18 protein-coding genes are annotated in these 15,949 nt (G+C 39.6%); 10 read left to right on the forward strand and 8 right to left on the reverse strand.

Annotated elements, in window-relative coordinates; all coding sequences use genetic code 11:
- Positions 1 to 32 precede the first annotated feature (32 nt).
- Positions 33 to 659, reverse strand: a complete 627-nt coding sequence (locus tag HDF25_RS04935) for a hypothetical protein (protein ID WP_184623354.1) — start codon at positions 657 to 659, stop codon at positions 33 to 35.
- On the reverse strand, positions 643 to 2,220 hold the full coding sequence (locus HDF25_RS04940) for a right-handed parallel beta-helix repeat-containing protein (protein WP_184623356.1): 1,578 nt from the start codon (positions 2,218 to 2,220) through the stop codon (positions 643 to 645). Before HDF25_RS04940 ends, HDF25_RS04935 begins: the two co-directional genes overlap by 17 nt.
- 243 nt (positions 2,221 to 2,463) lie before the next feature.
- Between HDF25_RS04940 and HDF25_RS04945 the strand changes: the two genes are divergently transcribed.
- From HDF25_RS04945 to HDF25_RS04960, 4 genes are all read left to right on the forward strand, one after another.
- A complete protein-coding gene (locus HDF25_RS04945; RefSeq protein ID WP_184623358.1) occupies positions 2,464 to 2,964 on the forward strand; it encodes a hypothetical protein in 501 nt (166 codons plus the stop codon).
- Positions 2,961 to 3,779 carry a helix-turn-helix domain-containing protein gene (locus tag HDF25_RS04950; protein ID WP_184623360.1) on the forward strand — a complete coding sequence of 273 codons (819 nt, stop codon included), beginning with the start codon at positions 2,961 to 2,963 and terminating at the stop codon, positions 3,777 to 3,779. The genes HDF25_RS04945 and HDF25_RS04950 overlap by 4 nt, the downstream gene beginning before the upstream one ends.
- 6 nt (positions 3,780 to 3,785) lie before the next feature.
- Complete coding sequence (locus HDF25_RS04955) at positions 3,786 to 4,232, forward strand: nuclear transport factor 2 family protein (RefSeq protein WP_184623362.1); 447 nt, start codon at positions 3,786 to 3,788, stop codon at positions 4,230 to 4,232.
- A gap of 106 nt (positions 4,233 to 4,338) precedes the next feature.
- Entirely contained in the window at positions 4,339 to 5,760 is a 1,422-nt protein-coding gene (locus HDF25_RS04960) for an aldehyde dehydrogenase family protein (protein WP_184623365.1), read from the forward strand.
- 64 nt (positions 5,761 to 5,824) lie between these two features.
- On the opposite strand, the gene HDF25_RS04965 is transcribed toward HDF25_RS04960, so the two are convergent.
- The gene (locus HDF25_RS04965; RefSeq protein ID WP_184623367.1) at positions 5,825 to 6,385 is read right to left on the reverse strand and encodes a hypothetical protein; all 561 of its coding nucleotides are present in this window, start codon (positions 6,383 to 6,385) and stop codon (positions 5,825 to 5,827) included.
- A 110-nt stretch (positions 6,386 to 6,495) separates the two neighbouring features.
- On the opposite strand from HDF25_RS04965, the gene HDF25_RS04970 reads away from it, so the two are divergent.
- From HDF25_RS04970 to HDF25_RS04985, 4 genes are all read left to right on the forward strand, one after another.
- Complete coding sequence (locus tag HDF25_RS04970; RefSeq protein WP_184623369.1) at positions 6,496 to 7,329, forward strand: alpha/beta hydrolase; 834 nt, start codon at positions 6,496 to 6,498, stop codon at positions 7,327 to 7,329.
- A 105-nt stretch (positions 7,330 to 7,434) separates the two neighbouring features.
- On the forward strand, positions 7,435 to 8,478 hold the full coding sequence (locus HDF25_RS04975; protein WP_184623370.1) for a S41 family peptidase: 1,044 nt from the start codon (positions 7,435 to 7,437) through the stop codon (positions 8,476 to 8,478).
- An 86-nt stretch (positions 8,479 to 8,564) separates the two neighbouring features.
- Positions 8,565 to 9,335, forward strand: coding sequence for an MIP/aquaporin family protein (locus tag HDF25_RS04980; protein ID WP_184623372.1), 771 nt, complete (start codon positions 8,565 to 8,567; stop codon positions 9,333 to 9,335).
- An 11-nt stretch (positions 9,336 to 9,346) separates the two neighbouring features.
- Positions 9,347 to 10,117, forward strand: a complete 771-nt coding sequence (locus HDF25_RS04985; RefSeq protein ID WP_184623375.1) for an SDR family NAD(P)-dependent oxidoreductase — start codon at positions 9,347 to 9,349, stop codon at positions 10,115 to 10,117.
- A gap of 85 nt (positions 10,118 to 10,202) precedes the next feature.
- On the opposite strand, the gene HDF25_RS04990 is transcribed toward HDF25_RS04985, so the two are convergent.
- Positions 10,203 to 10,832 carry a GIN domain-containing protein gene (locus HDF25_RS04990; RefSeq protein ID WP_184623377.1) on the reverse strand — a complete coding sequence of 210 codons (630 nt, stop codon included), beginning with the start codon at positions 10,830 to 10,832 and terminating at the stop codon, positions 10,203 to 10,205.
- A gap of 201 nt (positions 10,833 to 11,033) precedes the next feature.
- Here HDF25_RS04990 and HDF25_RS04995 point away from each other — a divergent pair, with 201 nt between their 5' ends.
- Positions 11,034 to 12,038 carry a hypothetical protein gene (locus HDF25_RS04995; protein ID WP_184623379.1) on the forward strand — a complete coding sequence of 335 codons (1,005 nt, stop codon included), beginning with the start codon at positions 11,034 to 11,036 and terminating at the stop codon, positions 12,036 to 12,038.
- A gap of 86 nt (positions 12,039 to 12,124) precedes the next feature.
- Here HDF25_RS04995 and HDF25_RS05000 read toward each other — a convergent pair whose 3' ends face one another.
- The 4 genes from HDF25_RS05000 to HDF25_RS05010 form a co-directional block, all read right to left on the reverse strand.
- Positions 12,125 to 12,766: a GIN domain-containing protein gene (locus tag HDF25_RS05000; protein ID WP_184623381.1), complete on the reverse strand. Its 642-nt coding sequence runs from the start codon at positions 12,764 to 12,766 to the stop codon at positions 12,125 to 12,127.
- Positions 12,767 to 13,146: 380 nt separating this feature from the next.
- Positions 13,147 to 13,398, reverse strand: a complete 252-nt coding sequence (locus tag HDF25_RS25810; RefSeq protein WP_317618183.1) for an agmatine deiminase family protein — start codon at positions 13,396 to 13,398, stop codon at positions 13,147 to 13,149.
- The gene (locus HDF25_RS05005) at positions 13,373 to 14,269 is read right to left on the reverse strand and encodes an agmatine/peptidylarginine deiminase (protein WP_260409321.1); all 897 of its coding nucleotides are present in this window, start codon (positions 14,267 to 14,269) and stop codon (positions 13,373 to 13,375) included. The genes HDF25_RS25810 and HDF25_RS05005 overlap by 26 nt, the downstream gene beginning before the upstream one ends.
- Before the next feature lie 76 nt (positions 14,270 to 14,345).
- Entirely contained in the window at positions 14,346 to 15,173 is an 828-nt protein-coding gene (locus tag HDF25_RS05010) for a GyrI-like domain-containing protein (protein ID WP_184623383.1), read from the reverse strand.
- Positions 15,174 to 15,328: 155 nt separating this feature from the next.
- On the opposite strand from HDF25_RS05010, the gene HDF25_RS05015 reads away from it, so the two are divergent.
- Entirely contained in the window at positions 15,329 to 15,916 is a 588-nt protein-coding gene (locus HDF25_RS05015; protein ID WP_184623384.1) for a DUF4142 domain-containing protein, read from the forward strand.
- The last annotated feature ends 33 nt before the right edge of the window (positions 15,917 to 15,949 follow it).

The following is a 15,949-nucleotide window of genomic DNA, read 5'->3' on the forward strand; positions in this document are numbered from 1 at the left end:
ACAGCTGTTAATATTCAACATACAAGTTTCATCTATAAAACTGGTTCATATTCATCCACATCTTCGGAAATATCAATTTTCGCCTTCTTTATACGCTCCTGAACCAGTGCGTCATATTTCACTCTGATCTCATCTGGCGTACTACCTGGCGTGCTTATTTTATCTCTGATCGCATTCTCTAACGTAGATAAATAGTAGCTTGAATACATTTCCAATGGATAAGTTACCGGTCCATAAATCACCTTTCCATTTTTTACGGCTTCAGTCCTTGCTTTGTTTACACTATCCAGTCCCTTTAGAAAATCATCATATCCGATTTTTTCAATTAACCCCATTTCCCGGGCCATCATTTTTTTGATAGTACGCGCTACAATTGCATCTTTTGCACGCTTCTTTAGAGTATTGACAGGAAGTTCTCCATCATAATCCGTAGTCCAGAACCCGGGACCAAACGTAGCCTTATGTTTAACCTGAAAATCACTGATTACCTTCAGTTTTTCTTTATCCAATTGCTGTTGATATTCAGCAAGGCCAATCGGCTCACCATTGACCTTAAACACTATACCTTTTGATGCCGGCGAACAGGAACCACAAAGGATAGTAAATAAAATAAGGAGGGCATACAACGACTCCCTCCTGCCTTTACAAACCCGTACCATTGTATGCGCCACGGTTAGGGAAAGTTGTAGAAGAAACCTGATTTCCATAATAATCTTTACCCCCATTATCCGGGATTATAGCCCCCGAGTTGAGCGCTGGTGAACCAATGGATAAACGATATCCATTAACGGTATTAATGCCATTCAGACCACTCCCCTGACTCACCAATAAAGGGTCAGTAGTTAACTTATTTGAATCAGCAGGTTCTCCCGAAGGATGATTACCATAAAAGATATTATAATCAAATACCCCAAAAATTCCGGGAATGATATAGTTTCCACTTCCCTGGTTGTAAATGATGTTATTTTTGAAGTAATAAGCCTGGTTTAAATCACCTTTACCTCCTCCGTCATCCCATGAATGATCAATAATATTTGTATTCAGGCCTGATTTAATGTAAACTGTATTGTTATAGATACTGGTTCCGGGAGTGATACCACCTGCAAAAGTGAAAATAGTACGATGATCATTCTGACTGATATTATATCTGATAATGCTGTTTATTGAATTGGAAGCATCCAGAATGAGCATAAAACCTCCGGCATTGTCATGACTGTAATTATACTGCATCACAAAATTATATGAATCAATATCCAGATCAAAGCCCTGTCCATCGCCATTACCATCTAAAGCCTGTGTATTAAAGGCCTCATTAAATTGGGTAATACAATTACGGCCTCGTGTAGGCCAGATAGCAGCTGCTCCGTTAAACTGCCCGTCTTCACGGTAGCGGCCACAGTTATTGGCCACATTATGATCAATCAGTGCACCTTCACATCCAAACACCAGAATACCGTCACTGTCAATATCCTTAACTGAATTATTCAGTATCTGTACATTTGTAGAAGCATTGCCACTGGCCTCCCATACGTTGTCCCATACGACAATTCCCGTACGGCCAGCATCCTCTACAATATTGCCCTCAATTGTGATTTTGTCAAAACGATCTGTTCCTACGGTTCCTGTTGTCACCACAGCAATGCCGCCAAAGGCATGAGGATCAAAACCTGCATATCTGAAACTCCCCGAAACGGCATGAACGTAATTGTTACGGATAGTGATGTTACTTGTAACCCCACCACCTGTATTCTGAATAAAAATGCCCTGGCGGAATACAGTGCCACGAGTTACACTGTAATTTGAAACCTCGAGGTTTTCGATGATCCAGTTCGATTGATTGAACAGATATACCGGAGCGCCTATAGTTCCACTCAGGAAAATCATAGGTTTTGCCCCCGTGCCGTAAGAGCTAATCCTTATCGGGCTTGTGGCACTCCCCGATCCTTTAGGATATAACTGATCATTCCATATACAGCCAGTTTTCAATAAGATACTATTCCCCGGTTTAAAGGTTGTAGCATTTACTTTGGCGACTGTTTTCCATGCCGAAGTTGCTGAAGTACCAGCATTAGTGTCATTGCCGTTATCTGCGTCGACATAATAGGTAGCAGTACTTTCGGCTGCCGGCTTCGTTGTACCTCCTCCTTCCAGCTGTTCAAGCTTACTACAAGAGAAAAATACAAAGACAACAAGGCAATAAAATTTGATGTTCTTTTTCATGAAGACAACATTTAATCGAAGCTAATTTTGTGATAAGCAGTCTCTGTACTAATTGTATCGTTAGACGCCTAAACCAAATTAGCTTTAATTACCTTTATTCTTTCGTTCATCTTGTTCAAGATATCCCGTTAAAACTTATACGTCTTTGATGGACAATGAGCTTCTCAGCAATTAACATTTGAGCTTTACAGAAAATAATAGTCTATCTTGTTTTCAGATATTTGTATTACAAATTCTTTACAGATGGATATTTTAAAACTAAGTACCGACTGGGCAAAAGCCGAGTTATTTTCTGCAAAAATGGTTTGGTTATTCAGCCTTATTGTGCTGCTTTGTGCATTGGGATTTGCTTATTGGGGCAAAACGGCGATGGCAAAAGCATTTGTGATCCCGCTAATTGTTTCCGGGTTATTGCTCATTTCAATAGGAATTGGCTTATATGCAGCGAACAAGCCTCGCATTAGCCAATTTGAAAGGGATTATAAAACAGATGCGTCAGGGTTTGTGAAGCATGAAATCAGTAGAACCACCAAGTCGGAAAACGAATTAAAGCTGGTATTCAAGATATTACCTGCGATAATCATTGTGGCCGCTATTTTTCTGATGCTTTTCCCTTCGCCCTACTGGCGTGCCATTAGTATTACACTCCTATTGTCCGCTGTGTTTTTGATGGCAGTTGATAGCAATACGGCAGCCCGCAATTCATTCTATCGCCAGCAACTTTTAGATAGCAATGCCAAATGAAAACTGTAACACCCCAAACAGACGACTCCTTTGTATATTCCTGTAGTTCCGAGGAACAATGGGGCTATGAGCAATTTATTCCGGAGCATATATTAGCCTATCAGCTATCGGGAGAAACACATATTTTTCATCAGAATGGCACTTTTGTTTTAAAGAAAAACCAAATCCTCCTGGCGCATCGGAACCAGTTTGCCAAAAGCCTGAAAATGCCTGCATCGGATAAAGAATATAAGGCAGTTTCTATTATCTTAAAATCGGAAGACCTGAAAAAATTTGCCACTGCAAATCATATTGCCTGCGACAGACGGTATTCAGGAAAACAAAATATCGTTCTCAAGCCGGAAGCTTTTCTGAAAAGCTATTTTCAATCGTTAATTCCTTATCTGGAACAGCCTCACAGAAGCAGCAACGCTATGGTTTTTTCCAAAATAACGGAAGCGATAGAGTTATTGCTGAATATCCGTCCGGAATTCCAGGATTTTCTTTTTGATTTCGATGAGCCCTATAAGATCAATCTCGAAGAGTTTATGCTGAAGAATTTTCACTACAAAGCGCCCATTGAAAACTTCGCCAAACTAACTGGTAGAAGCCTGGCGGCATTTAAAAGGGATTTTGTGAAATCATTCAATGTTCCACCAGCAAAATGGCTCAAAGAAAAACGTCTCGAAGAAGCGTATTATCTGATCCGTCAAAAAAGCAAAAAACCTTCGGATATCTACCTGGATCTTGGCTTTGAAAATCTATCGCATTTCTATACTTCTTTCAAACAAAAATATGGCATTACACCTGCTGAAAGTTTAATCATCAAAAAATAATAAATCATGAATTACGAACAAAAAATACTGGAAGCGGAAGACCGTCTGGCCATTCGTGAATTAGTGGATAATTACGCCTACTGTGCGGACACCAGAAATGCGCAGGGACAAATGGCGCTATTTACAGATGACACCCGTTTTGAGGTATATTATGACCCAAAATCAGAAACACCGAGTCAGATAATTACCAATAGTAAAGATTTGCTGCCAGTATTTAATAATCTGAATTCTTACCTGTCTACCATGCACTTTAACGGGCAAAACACTGTAAAACTGGATGGCAGTAAAGCGACAGGAATTACCTATTGCATGGCCCATCATTTAACGATAGAAGATGGTAAGCAAAAGCTGATGATCGCTGCTATCCGTTATCATGATATTTTCGTCAAACAGAATGACAAATGGCTTTTTGCAGAACGCAAATTACTGGTAGACTGGATCGAGAACCGATAAGGATAAAAACCTTAATATGAGCCATAGAGAAAGTCATATTTGAGCCGCACAGAAAACATCGTGAAGATATCATTTGGGACATTTGTATAAACAAAAAACATTCAGGATGAAGGCAATTAATAAGATTTATAGCAATGGTGAATTTCTAACACCACACGGTAAAGAAATATTGGATATCATTAGTCCAACCACAAATCAGAAAATCGGAGAAGTTACTTTAGGCGACGAAGTGGATACTCAAAATGCCATTTCTGCTGCAAAGGAAGCTTTTCAGACATTCTCAAAAACTACCAGGGAAGAGCGGATTGGTTACCTGGAAAAATTGCAGTCCGTTATAAACAGGCGTGAAAAAGAGCTGACTGATATAATGGTCGAAGAGTATGGAGGAACATTCCAGTTCTGTGCAATGGTTACTCAAAATATGATTCATGATATCAATGCAATGATTGATACGCTGAAAGACTTTGCGTTTGAACAAGCTGTTGGAAGCTCAAAAGTCTTTTATCAACCGATAGGTGTCGTAGGTATCATTATTCCCTGGAATATGAGTAATGGCTTTATTATCACGAAACTTTCTACGGCCATTGCAGCAGGTTGTACAGCAGTGATAAAGCCGAGTGAAATGAGTGCGCAGCAAACACAGGTTATTGCAGAATGTTTCCACGAAACTGGCTTGCCTAAAGGGGTTGTCAACTTCATAAATGGCCTGGGCGATGTAGTGGGAGCTGAAATGACCCGCAATCCAGACATTTCCAAAATTGCATTCACTGGTTCTACTGCTGTAGGAAAGATGATTGCTAAAGGAGCTGTTGACTCTATGAAAAGAATTACGCTGGAACTGGGTGGAAAATCACCCAATATTATTTTGGATGATGCCAATCTGGAAGTAGCTATTCCAACCGCAATCTTTGCTGCCTATTTAAACAGCGGACAGGCGTGTGCTGCTGCTACCCGTCTGCTTGTTCCTGAAAATAAGCTGGATGAAGTAAATGCAATCGCAAAAGTTGCCATGCAAAACATAAAGGTAGGTAACCCAAAAAATGCAGACACTGTTGTTGGACCGATGGTCAGCAGAAAACAATATGAACGGGTACAGGACTACATCAGAATTGGTCTTGAAGAAGGGGCAACTTTATTGGTCGGCGGTGAAGGCAAACCTGAGGGTCTGGAAGCCGGGAACTTTGTAAGACCAACCATCTTTACCAATGTAAATAATGATATGCGCATTGCCCAGGAAGAGATTTTTGGTCCGGTACTGTCTATTATCCCGTATAAAAATGAAGATGATGCTGTTACAATAGCCAATGATACCCATTATGGATTAGCGGCTTATGTAAGTTCCGGCAGTAAAGAAAGAGCTTATCGGGTGGCAGCCCGGATTGATGCGGGAAGGGTTTGTATTAATGGTATTTCGCATGATTCCAAAGCCCCATTTGGTGGTTTTAAACAATCAGGAATAGGCAGAGAGTATGGTATATTTGGATTAGAAGAATATCTGGAACCTAAAGCTATTTTAGAATCCCTTTAGATTCCGGAGTCCTCTTCCATCCCACTGCCCCTTGAAAACTTGGGTTTTCAGGGGTTTTATTATTTTATCTGTGTTGCCAGCATCTGCCCCCACCAGAAACTACACGTTGACAATATCCCCCGGTTTTATTCTTTGCCCCACATAATGAAGAGGTTGGTTTTGTATTTCCTCCATTCGATCCGGGTACACCAGGACCAGGAGAATAACTGCCATATGCCATTGATCTTTGTCCTGATTTAACATTGTATAATAACTCGAAATTATTATAACCTAATTCTCCGTAAATCACCTCGTTATTCTTTAGAATATAGGCATTAATATTTTGATAAGCACTGCTAGTTGTAATGACGTTAATTTTCAATTCAGCAGCATCAGCCCCGTCAAAAGAATAGCTCCATTTTCCATTATTATTGATTACCTTTTTAGTGTTATTGTTTCTATCCAGGAATTGAATTTCACAAGCATTACAAGTCACTTCATAAGAGTAGATATCAGTTTTCGTTTTAATGATCTGTTCTATTTCCTGACTTTTTTTGCTGCATGCAGAGCAAAAAACGACTAACAGGAAAAATAGCAGAGGGACTAAGCGGCTTGTATTGTTTTTTGTTTTGTAATTTTTCTTCATAAAATGAGGTATTTTAATTGTTCAACGATCAAAAATATACAGGATTGAAATGCTTTTCTTACGGTAAGCCGTAAACCAATACCTAACTATAAATAATAAGTAACCAAGTCATGATAAATTCAATCAGAATCAGCTTAACAGCTTTCGCATTTAGTTTATGTTTCGGTGTTCAGGTCAACGCAGGAATTATAACAAAAAAAGGTATTAAACCAACCATTATAAACTCCGACAGCATACCAGCAATTCTTAATTATACTGTTACTAAGAACATCGTATTGGTACATGGCGCATTTGTAGATGGATCAGGATGGAAACCGGTTTATGATATCTTAACAAAAGCAGGATATAAGGTGACTATTGTACAACAACCTTTAACCTCATTTTCGGGTGATATTGCTGCTGTAAAAAGAGTAATTGACCTTCAGGATGGCCCATGCATTTTAGTAGCCCACAGTTATGGTGGTGCAATTATTACGGAAGCAGGAAATGATTCGAAAGTGCTGGGTTTAGTTTATATTGCTGCTCATGCACCCGACAAAGGTGAAACTGAAGGTGGAAATGGAAAACTATATCCTTCGGCCTATAAATCTCTTCAAAAAGGTGCAGATGGCTTCGACTTTATTGATCCATCTAAGTTCTACCAGGATTTTGCCGCCGATCTTCCTAAAAACATTGCCGATTTCGAAGGTAACGCACAAATGCCAACAGCAGACGCAGTATTTCATGTAATCATAGAGAACCCGGCATGGAAAACAAAACCAAGCTGGTATATGGTAGCGAAAGCAGACCGGATTATTAACCCAGATCTGGAACGCATGTATGCTAAAAGGGCAAAAAGCTATACCGTAGAAATAGCTGGGGCAAGTCACTCTGTTTATCAGTCTCATCCTACGGAGGTTGCCAAACTGATTATAGCAGCAGCCACAAAAACGGCACACAACTAGTCATAATTCTAAATGCCTGGTTGGGATAATATTTACGGAGGTTAAGATAATAAATTATACCATACAGCCCGGTTTACTCATTATTGTGCCTTATTCGAAAGCAAAATGAAAACAACAGCCAAACTGTTTATGATTGCATTATTTGCAATGGTTTTAAAACCGGGTGAAACAAGCGCACAAAAGACCGACAGTACACGCCGACTGTTGGATACCGTCCTGAGCTTTACCAAAAACAATTCACTTTACCGGAATAATGTGAACTGGAAAATGGTAGAAGACAGTGTACGTTTTACTGCTGCCAATGCAGCTGGTATTAAAGATGCCCTGCCGGCCATTCAGCTACTTTACAAATTATTGGGCGACCATCATGGGTTTATTACCTATGGTAAGAAATCATACGCCTGGAGAAGCGTTGATAAACCGCTGGACAAAACAACACATCAGGCTTTAGTAAAAAAAATGCACGACGGCTATAAGCTAACTCCTGAATTGCTGGAAAAAGGTTATGGATACCTTCTTGTACCTGATAATAATCCCACACATCAGGGTGACAACAATAAAATAGCACAGCAGATCATAGATTCTTTAGCATCACTTCATACCAGTAAATTAAAAGGAATTATTATCGATCTGCGCCTTAATCCTGGTGGATCTATGTGGCCAATGATTGGGGGGTTAGCAGCTTTATTTGAACCTGGCAAACTCGGCGCATTCGTTTTCCCGGCATCACAAAAAGCCGAAGAATGGGGAATAAAAGGTGATATAACGCATCGGATTGTCTATGACGGAACTGACACCGTTTATCATATAAAGAGTCAGGACAAAAATCTTTATCAGCTGAAGGTTGTGGTACTAACCGGACCATATACCCGCAGCTCAGGTGAAGCTTTAGCGATATCTTTTAAAGGTCGTAAGAACACCTTCTTTATAGGTGAAAACTCAGGTGGCTACACCACTTCTAATGAATCATTCCAGTTCACCAACGAAATTGGCTTTTTTCTGGCCACATCGGTAGAATCGGACCGTAATGGAGTAGCTTATCCGGATCATGTAAAACCAGACAAAGAAATTATTGGTGGCGATGATTTTGATCATTTAAAAAATGATCAAAAGGTTATTGCTGCATTAAAATGGCTTAAACAGAAATAGAAAATTTAACAAAAACGTGATGTAACCGGCATGACTATTGATAACGAATGACTTAAATTGCAGATAGATATAAATATGATCATCGAATGGCACAGACCAAAGATCTGATAAAAATGTATCTCTCTGAATTTATCGGCACAGCACTTTTATTAGGCATTGGCCTGAGTGTAGTCATTTTCAACTGGGGAGAAGATTCGGTTATGACCAGATTAATACCTTCACTGCCTTTAAGGCGGGCACTAACCGGTTTTCTATTCGGCACCACTGGTTGCCTCGTTACCTTATCTCCGGTAGGAAAAATAAGCGGGGCACATATCAACCCTGCGGTAAGCATCGCCTTCTGGCTCAGGGGCAAAATGAAAACCTATCTGATGGCCGGATACATTGTGAGCCAGATGCTGGGTGCGATCGTAGGTTGTATCCCCTTATTACTCTGGCAAAATCAGGGAAAGAGCATTAATTATGGAAACACCGTACCAGGAAGTGCGGGTATCTGGCCTGCTTTTGTGGGCGAACTCATTACGACAGCATGCCTGGTTATTGTAATATTCATTTTTGTGGGCAGCAAAAAACTGCGCAATTATACGCCTTTCACGATGCCTGTTTTATATGGCATTATGGTTTGGGCCGAGACCGCCTTATCAGGATGCAGTACAAATCCGGCACGTAGCTTCGGGCCCGCAGTCGTTAGCGGTGTATATACCGCTTATTGGTTGTATATAGCAGCGCCTTTAACTGGGGTCTTCCTTATTGTAGGGATATTTAATAGTTTCAGGCTGCATCATTATTATGATATTGAAGCCGCCCGTATCAGTTTTCATGATCATCATTCACCAAACAGTTTAAAAACCATTTAAAAAATCAGAACATGAGTCGTTTCGAAAACAAAGTTGTATTAATAACCGGCAGTGTCCAGGGTATCGGCCTGGCATGCGCCCTTAGGTTAGCCAATGATGGCGCAGATATTATTTTAAATGACCTGCGACATGATGACCGTGCGGATGAAGTTGTTAAGCAGATCACTGCTTTAGGCAGACGCTGTACTTTTATAGCAGCCGATGTCAGTCAGCGACAAAATGTTTATGACCTGCTCACCGAGGCTGTAAAAGTTTATGGGCAGCTGGATATACTGGTTAACAATGCCGGCGTTGAACGCAATCATAATTTCTGGGAAGTAACAGAACAGGAATATGATTTTGTGATGAATACCAATTTTAAAGGTCTGTTCTTTCTGACGCAGGCTTTTGTAGTGTATTGTAAGGAAGCATCCCGCCCGGGTGTGGTTGTTAATATGAGTTCGGTCCATGAGGAAATTGTCTTTCCACATTTTGCCGCCTATTGTGCCAGCAAAGGGGCCTTAAAAATGCTAACCCGGAATTTAGCTACAGAACTTGCACCATTAAATATCCGGATCAATAATGTAGCGCCAGGCGCTGTTGCTACACCAATCAATCATACGCTGATTGACAATCCGGAACTTTTGCAGAATGTATTGAAAAATATTCCCCAGAGAAGATTGGGTAAACCGGAAGATGTTGCAGCAGTGGTCGCCTTCCTGGCTTCTGATGACGCCGGGTATGTAACCGGCTCTACTTATTTTGTGGATGGTGGCCTCACCTATCATTACGAAGAACAGTAAGCAAAATCTGGTCAATCAAAAGCCCGGTTTCTATATAGAAACCGGGCTTTGTCTTTATAGTGATGGCCTGTTTAGGGCTCGGTTATTAAAGGCTGGCCAGGTTTAGGCTTTGAGCAAACTGAGCATCAAGATCTACTTTAGCAAATACTGGTGCAGCAGAAGCAGTTCTTATAGCTGCCTGAAAATTCTTTGTATTCAGTTTTGACGCATCATCTTTTACAGAGGTCAGACGGCCGGTTGATCCGCTTAATTTTAAAGAAGAAGCATCTTCCACCTCAGTGTATACATCCTGAGCAGTTACATTTAAATCTACCTGTGAACCGTCTTTTGAAAAAATCTGAAGATTTGCAAGGGTTAAATTACCCAGAGATTTTACAACTGCTTTGTCAGAAGCATTAATCCTTACCAGGTTTTTTACTGTTAAATAAACGATGGCTGTATTATCTCCTACTGAGCTGATTTCCAGTTTTCCGCCAACTCTTTTTAAGGAAACTTTTGCGTCCGACTCATCTCCAGCTACACGGATATTTTCTTTAGCACCCTGACTTAAGTATACTTTAACATTCCCTGTTACTTTGATCATGTTCAGATCAGACACAGCTCTAAGTGCTGGTAGATTTTTATCGTTTTCTTTTGCGAAGGTTGCAAATGCAGATGAAGTTAAAACGACAGCGGTTAAAGCAGTTGCGAATAATGTTTTGATAGTAGTTTTCATATCTTTATGTTTTTATATTTTTAAATTCTTTTATACATAAGATGCGATCCGGGCAGAAACGTTTCACCGGTTTTCTGCCTATTAGACCAACAGGAGGTTTACCATCGACAAACGGCCGAATATTCACGACCAGCTGTAACGCATTTTTTGTAAAAATCTTCAACACGTCTAAAAACCCTTAACTTTGAAAAAAAATATAGGATGAAGAAACAAATACTAATTGGTTTAATTTCTCTAAGCTATCTGTCCGTAAATGCACAGATTTATACTCCAGGGGGAAATATACAAGGTAACTCCGGGAATAATAATATTGGTATCGGAACAGCAACACCCAATGCATCACTCCATATTAACACGGCAACGGCTAATTTATTAGTTGAAAACTCGGGCATTGAAGGTGCAACGATGACAGTTCATTCGGGAAGGTTTAACAGACCGGCAATGGCAGTTTTTAAACAGGCTGGTACAGAATATTGGAATACAGGTATACTGTATGATGAAAGTGGAAATCAAAAATATTCAATTGGTACCACTCAAAGTCTTGCCTCCTCAAAATTCACTATTCAGCCTAATGGAAATATTGGATTAGGTACGAATTCGCCACTATATAAATTACAACTAGGGGATTTTTCGAACACAGATAACCTGAAAGTTGGCCTGCCAGGTGTTTATAATTTTGAACAGGTTTTATTAGGACAATACGGAAACGGAGCTACAGGATTAGAATTTATCAGTCACAGTAATAATTTAACTTCATATGGTGTTCGTTTATTTTCGAGTGTAGATAGCGGAGTTAGTGGTCTGCTGTTTCAAACAGCTAATCCTTCAGCCTCTTATCCGGGCTTAAATTATATCACAAGAATGGCGGTAAATGTAGATGGAAATGTAGGTATCGGAACGATAACCCCTGCCTATAAACTCGACGTTATTGGTACCATAAGAGCAAGGGAAGTCAAGGTAGATATGAATGGTGCTGATTTTGTTTTTGAAAACGATTACAAACCAATGCCATTAGAAGAGTTAGAGAAATTCATTAAAACTCAAAAACATTTACCTGAGATTGCGCCAGCAAAGGAGATGCAGGAAAAAGGAACCAATCTGAGTGAACTGAATACTAAACTTCTACAAAAAATTGAAGAAATGACCATTTACATCATAGAGCAGAATAAAAGGATTCTGGCTTTGGAGAAAGCGGTTCATCAATAGTCATCCGGCAATTAAATAAAAATCAAAAGCCCGGTAGTCTTCAGGACTACCGGGCTTCATCTATAATGATGGCCTATTCAGAGGCTCTATCTGTTTATAAGGCTGACAAAATTAAGGGTATCAGCAAACTGAGTATCCAGGTCTGCTTTTGTAGTTAATGGTACAGCGGAAGCCGTAGTTGAAGTTGCTGAGAAATTGTTGGTGTTCAGTTTTGAAGCACCGTCTTTAACAGAGGTCAGGCGAGCTGTCGATCCACTTAATTTTAAGGAAGAACCATCTTTAATTACAGTGTATACATCCTGAGCTTTAACATCCATATTCACCTGTGCATCATCCTGTAAAAAAATCTGAAGATTTGTTAAGTTAAAGTCTCCGCTTGATTTAACAATCGCATTATCCGAAGCATCAATTCTGATCAGATCTTTTACTGTCAGGTATACAATCGCTCTGTTTTGTTCTGTAGAACTGATCAGGAGTTTTTTTCCCTCTCTTTTTAAAGAAACCTTTTCTCCCTGCTGATCGGTTATTACTTTGATATCTTCTTTAGCTCCCTGAATCAGATAAACTTTAACATTTCCTTTCACTCTGATCATATTCAAACTGGAGGTTGAAGTAATCAGGCTTAATGGATTTTTTTCATTCTCTTTTGCGAAAGTAGTAAATGCTGATGAGGTTAAAACGACAGCTGTCATTGCAGTTGCGAATACGGTTTTGATAGTAGTGTTCATATCTTTATGTCTTTAGTATTTTTAAATTCTTTGTACATAAGACATAAGCAACAGCTAAACGTTTCACCAGTTTTCAGTGTATTAGACCAACGCAGGGATTACCATCGACCAACGGCCGGATATTCACGACCAGTTCTTGTATATTTTTTTCAGAGTCTTCCGGAATTAACACTTAAAGTAATTAATAAGAGATATTGCGTTGATTTACGCTCTATACTGTGTCCGGTGTTGGAATAGGGTTGGAATAGCGATTGGCTATACCAACCCTATTCCAACACCGGACATCATACGAATACAAACCCTATTGATCATGAGGACAATGAGCTATGATTAACGGGATAAATAAGGTCCGAATGATTTAGTAATTTTAACTTCTCCTTTTATTGTGGTTGCTGCTGGGTAACGCAGTGTACCATGCCTCCATTGGCAAACAGGTTACGGCAATCAATACCTACTACGGTTCTTCCAGGGTATAAACCTTGTATAACAGCATTTGCGACAGCATCGTTAGGATCATTATAATTTGGCACTAAAACCCTGTTATTGGCTACATAATAATTGATGTAGGAGGCTTTCCCCAGATTCTTACCGTAGGTAGTCACCACATCATTTTTTGTAAGTGGAATTTTCACGAGTTTGTAACCTGCCCCCCTCTTTATTGGCAGCATGATATAATGTGTTGATATCGGACTCCGGCACCTGCCAGTAAAGCAAATCTTCATTGTTCATCGTTACAATTGTAGAAGAATTCAGGAACCTTGCAAATCCATCTATATGCATATCTGTAATATCCAGACCAGCTTTACCATCCAGCCAGATAAATTTGGTAATGCCTAAATTTTTTGTAAAAATAGCTTCGGCCTGTGCCTGTGTCATCCCAGGATTCCTGTTTTCATTCAGAACTGAACTTTTGCAGGCCATCAGCACTCCTTTTCCGTCAATCTCAACACTTCCTCCTTCATTAACCATGATCGCATTCAAATCAATTTTTGGAATGTTCTGATCTGCAGCAATCTTTCCAGGAATAGTATTGCAGTTAGTATAAGCTGTTTTTCCTCCCCAGCCGTTAAATCCCCAGTCTTCAATGAACAACTTGCCATTTTGATCTTTTACATAAATAGGCCCGTTGTCTCTTACCCATACATCATCAGTTGGATAGATTCTGAGATCAACATTTGAAAGTGAAACTCCGGCCGAAGTCAGCAAATTGGTTATCCTGTCTTTTTCTGTCTGATCGTAAGCTATAATATGCACTTTCTCATTTTTTACCAGAGCCTGCGTCAACTTGATCCAGGTTGCATCTAAACGATTCCGGTAAGTTACTCCATACTGATAATGATGAGGCCATTGAAGCCAGGTACCTTCATGAGGTGCTGATTCTTCGGGCATGGTATAACTTTTATAGCTACCGGCAGTATCCACCGGAGTTTTATCAGGTCCGGGCATTCGTTCTTTACTACAGGCCGTCAGTAAAACAGGTAAAAAAAATAATAGATTATGCATGATTAATATTTGTTTGTTTCTAATGCGACAAAATTAAAGAGATCCACCGGAGCAATATTGTCCAAAATTGACAACCTTACTTTAGTGGTAATAATATCGCAGTTAGCTGATCCTCATCAGAATTGGTGTGATCTGCATATTTGAGATAACACTCGATCATAGGTGTATGCGCAAACTCAAGATTGGAGTTTAAGATCCAGCCCGAATAGATTTTTTCATAGGTTTCGTCTATAGTTTCATAATTACCTGTATGTAAAAACCTGGCATACCTACCTCCCAGTATCATTTTTGAAGCAAGTTTCTGATTACCGGACTGTACCGAGGAACAGGCATCATAACGACAGCTTATTTTTTCTCTTATCAATGGTTCATCTACGATGATACCGAAATAATCTACTCCGGTAGCCGGGAACTCATTCTCCATAAATTTATCCCATAACACCTCTATGTCTTCATTGACATAATTTGTAAATGTACTTTCATAGTAAACGTGCCTGGCTGGAAGATAGATGATTTCGGGCTTCAATAATATGGTTGAGATAACAGGGGTAACATTAGTATCTGTTAAAAGGGATACCTTACCTGATTTTGCTTCTTTTGGAGAAATACCAAAATGTTGTTTAAAAGCTTTGGAAAAGGAAGCCAGATTTGCAAAACCAACCTGCAATGCGATGGTGGTAAGATTCTCCTTAGTATAGAGGATCTTTTTATAGGCATTCTCTACCCTGCGTTTTTTCTGATATGCTCCTATGGTTTCACCGCAGGTATAGCTGAAGATCCGCTGTATATTTCTATAAGAATAATTCGACACCTCCTCCAGCTCTTTGATAGAAAGTTGCCGGTCGTAATTACTCTCTATATATGTGAGTGTATTATAAATACATTTCAGGTTCACCGCGTCCATCTCTCAGTCTTTTCCTTTTAGATTCTATAAAATTAGCCAAAACAACTTATATCTTATAGTTACTGGCAACATAAGAAAGAATACGACAGCTAAATATTTTATTATAAAACCAGAACGCGAATCATATGTTTATATATAAATTAGAATTTAATCATATGAAAAAGTTAGTTTATTTAATTGCAGTTTCTACAGCTGTTTTTACACTTCAAAGCTGTAATAATAGTACAAAAGACTCCAAAGGTGTCGCTGACAGCTTGAATAAGGTTAAAGACACTACCTCAAATGTGAATGCAACAGGAGGAATAGCGGTGGCACCATCAGATGCCGAGTTCGCCACTAAAGCTGCTTCTGGTGGATTAGCTGAAGTTGAGCTGGCAAGACTCGCGCTCACAAAAACTACCAATGCTAAGCTTTTAGAATTCGCAAATATGATGATCAGTGATCATGGCAAAGCTAACGAAGAACTGGCCGCAATTGCGAAGAAGAAAAACATTACACTTCCCGCAGCACTGGATAAGGAACATGAGCAAAAAAAGGATGAGCTGAGTAAAAAGTCAGGGAAAGACTTTGAGAAAGCTTATACTGAAGCTATGGTCGATGGCCACAAAAAAGTACTTAAGCTGATGCAGGATGAATCAAAAGATGGAAAAGACACGGATCTTAAAGCTTTTGCCTTAAAAACTGCCCCCATTGTACAGACACATCTGGATGCGATCAATAAGATCCATGACAGTCTGAAATAATTATAGAACAGATAAAGGCTGTATCCGTGGTAA

It is taken from the genome of Pedobacter cryoconitis, from assembly GCF_014207135.1.
Lineage (GTDB): Bacteria > Bacteroidota > Bacteroidia > Sphingobacteriales > Sphingobacteriaceae > Pedobacter > Pedobacter cryoconitis_D.

What these genes read in the sequence shown, in the direction of transcription:
- HDF25_RS04935 (WP_184623354.1), bottom strand. Translation starts at nt 659, where the DNA reads ATGGTACGGGTTTGTAAAGGCAGGAGGGAGTCGTTGTATGCCCTCCTT.
- HDF25_RS04940 (WP_184623356.1), bottom strand. Translation starts at nt 2,220, where the DNA reads ATGAAAAAGAACATCAAATTTTATTGCCTTGTTGTCTTTGTATTTTTC.
- HDF25_RS04945 (WP_184623358.1), top strand. Translation starts at nt 2,464, where the DNA reads ATGGATATTTTAAAACTAAGTACCGACTGGGCAAAAGCCGAGTTATTT.
- HDF25_RS04950 (WP_184623360.1), top strand. Translation starts at nt 2,961, where the DNA reads ATGAAAACTGTAACACCCCAAACAGACGACTCCTTTGTATATTCCTGT.
- HDF25_RS04955 (WP_184623362.1), top strand. Translation starts at nt 3,786, where the DNA reads ATGAATTACGAACAAAAAATACTGGAAGCGGAAGACCGTCTGGCCATT.
- HDF25_RS04960 (WP_184623365.1), top strand. Translation starts at nt 4,339, where the DNA reads ATGAAGGCAATTAATAAGATTTATAGCAATGGTGAATTTCTAACACCA.
- HDF25_RS04965 (WP_184623367.1), bottom strand. Translation starts at nt 6,385, where the DNA reads ATGAAGAAAAATTACAAAACAAAAAACAATACAAGCCGCTTAGTCCCT.
- HDF25_RS04970 (WP_184623369.1), top strand. Translation starts at nt 6,496, where the DNA reads ATGATAAATTCAATCAGAATCAGCTTAACAGCTTTCGCATTTAGTTTA.
- HDF25_RS04975 (WP_184623370.1), top strand. Translation starts at nt 7,435, where the DNA reads ATGAAAACAACAGCCAAACTGTTTATGATTGCATTATTTGCAATGGTT.
- HDF25_RS04980 (WP_184623372.1), top strand. Translation starts at nt 8,565, where the DNA reads ATGGCACAGACCAAAGATCTGATAAAAATGTATCTCTCTGAATTTATC.
- HDF25_RS04985 (WP_184623375.1), top strand. Translation starts at nt 9,347, where the DNA reads ATGAGTCGTTTCGAAAACAAAGTTGTATTAATAACCGGCAGTGTCCAG.
- HDF25_RS04990 (WP_184623377.1), bottom strand. Translation starts at nt 10,832, where the DNA reads ATGAAAACTACTATCAAAACATTATTCGCAACTGCTTTAACCGCTGTC.
- HDF25_RS04995 (WP_184623379.1), top strand. Translation starts at nt 11,034, where the DNA reads ATGAAGAAACAAATACTAATTGGTTTAATTTCTCTAAGCTATCTGTCC.
- HDF25_RS05000 (WP_184623381.1), bottom strand. Translation starts at nt 12,766, where the DNA reads ATGAACACTACTATCAAAACCGTATTCGCAACTGCAATGACAGCTGTC.
- HDF25_RS05005 (WP_260409321.1), bottom strand. Translation starts at nt 14,269, where the DNA reads ATGCATAATCTATTATTTTTTTTACCTGTTTTACTGACGGCCTGTAGT.
- HDF25_RS05010 (WP_184623383.1), bottom strand. Translation starts at nt 15,173, where the DNA reads ATGGACGCGGTGAACCTGAAATGTATTTATAATACACTCACATATATA.
- HDF25_RS05015 (WP_184623384.1), top strand. Translation starts at nt 15,329, where the DNA reads ATGAAAAAGTTAGTTTATTTAATTGCAGTTTCTACAGCTGTTTTTACA.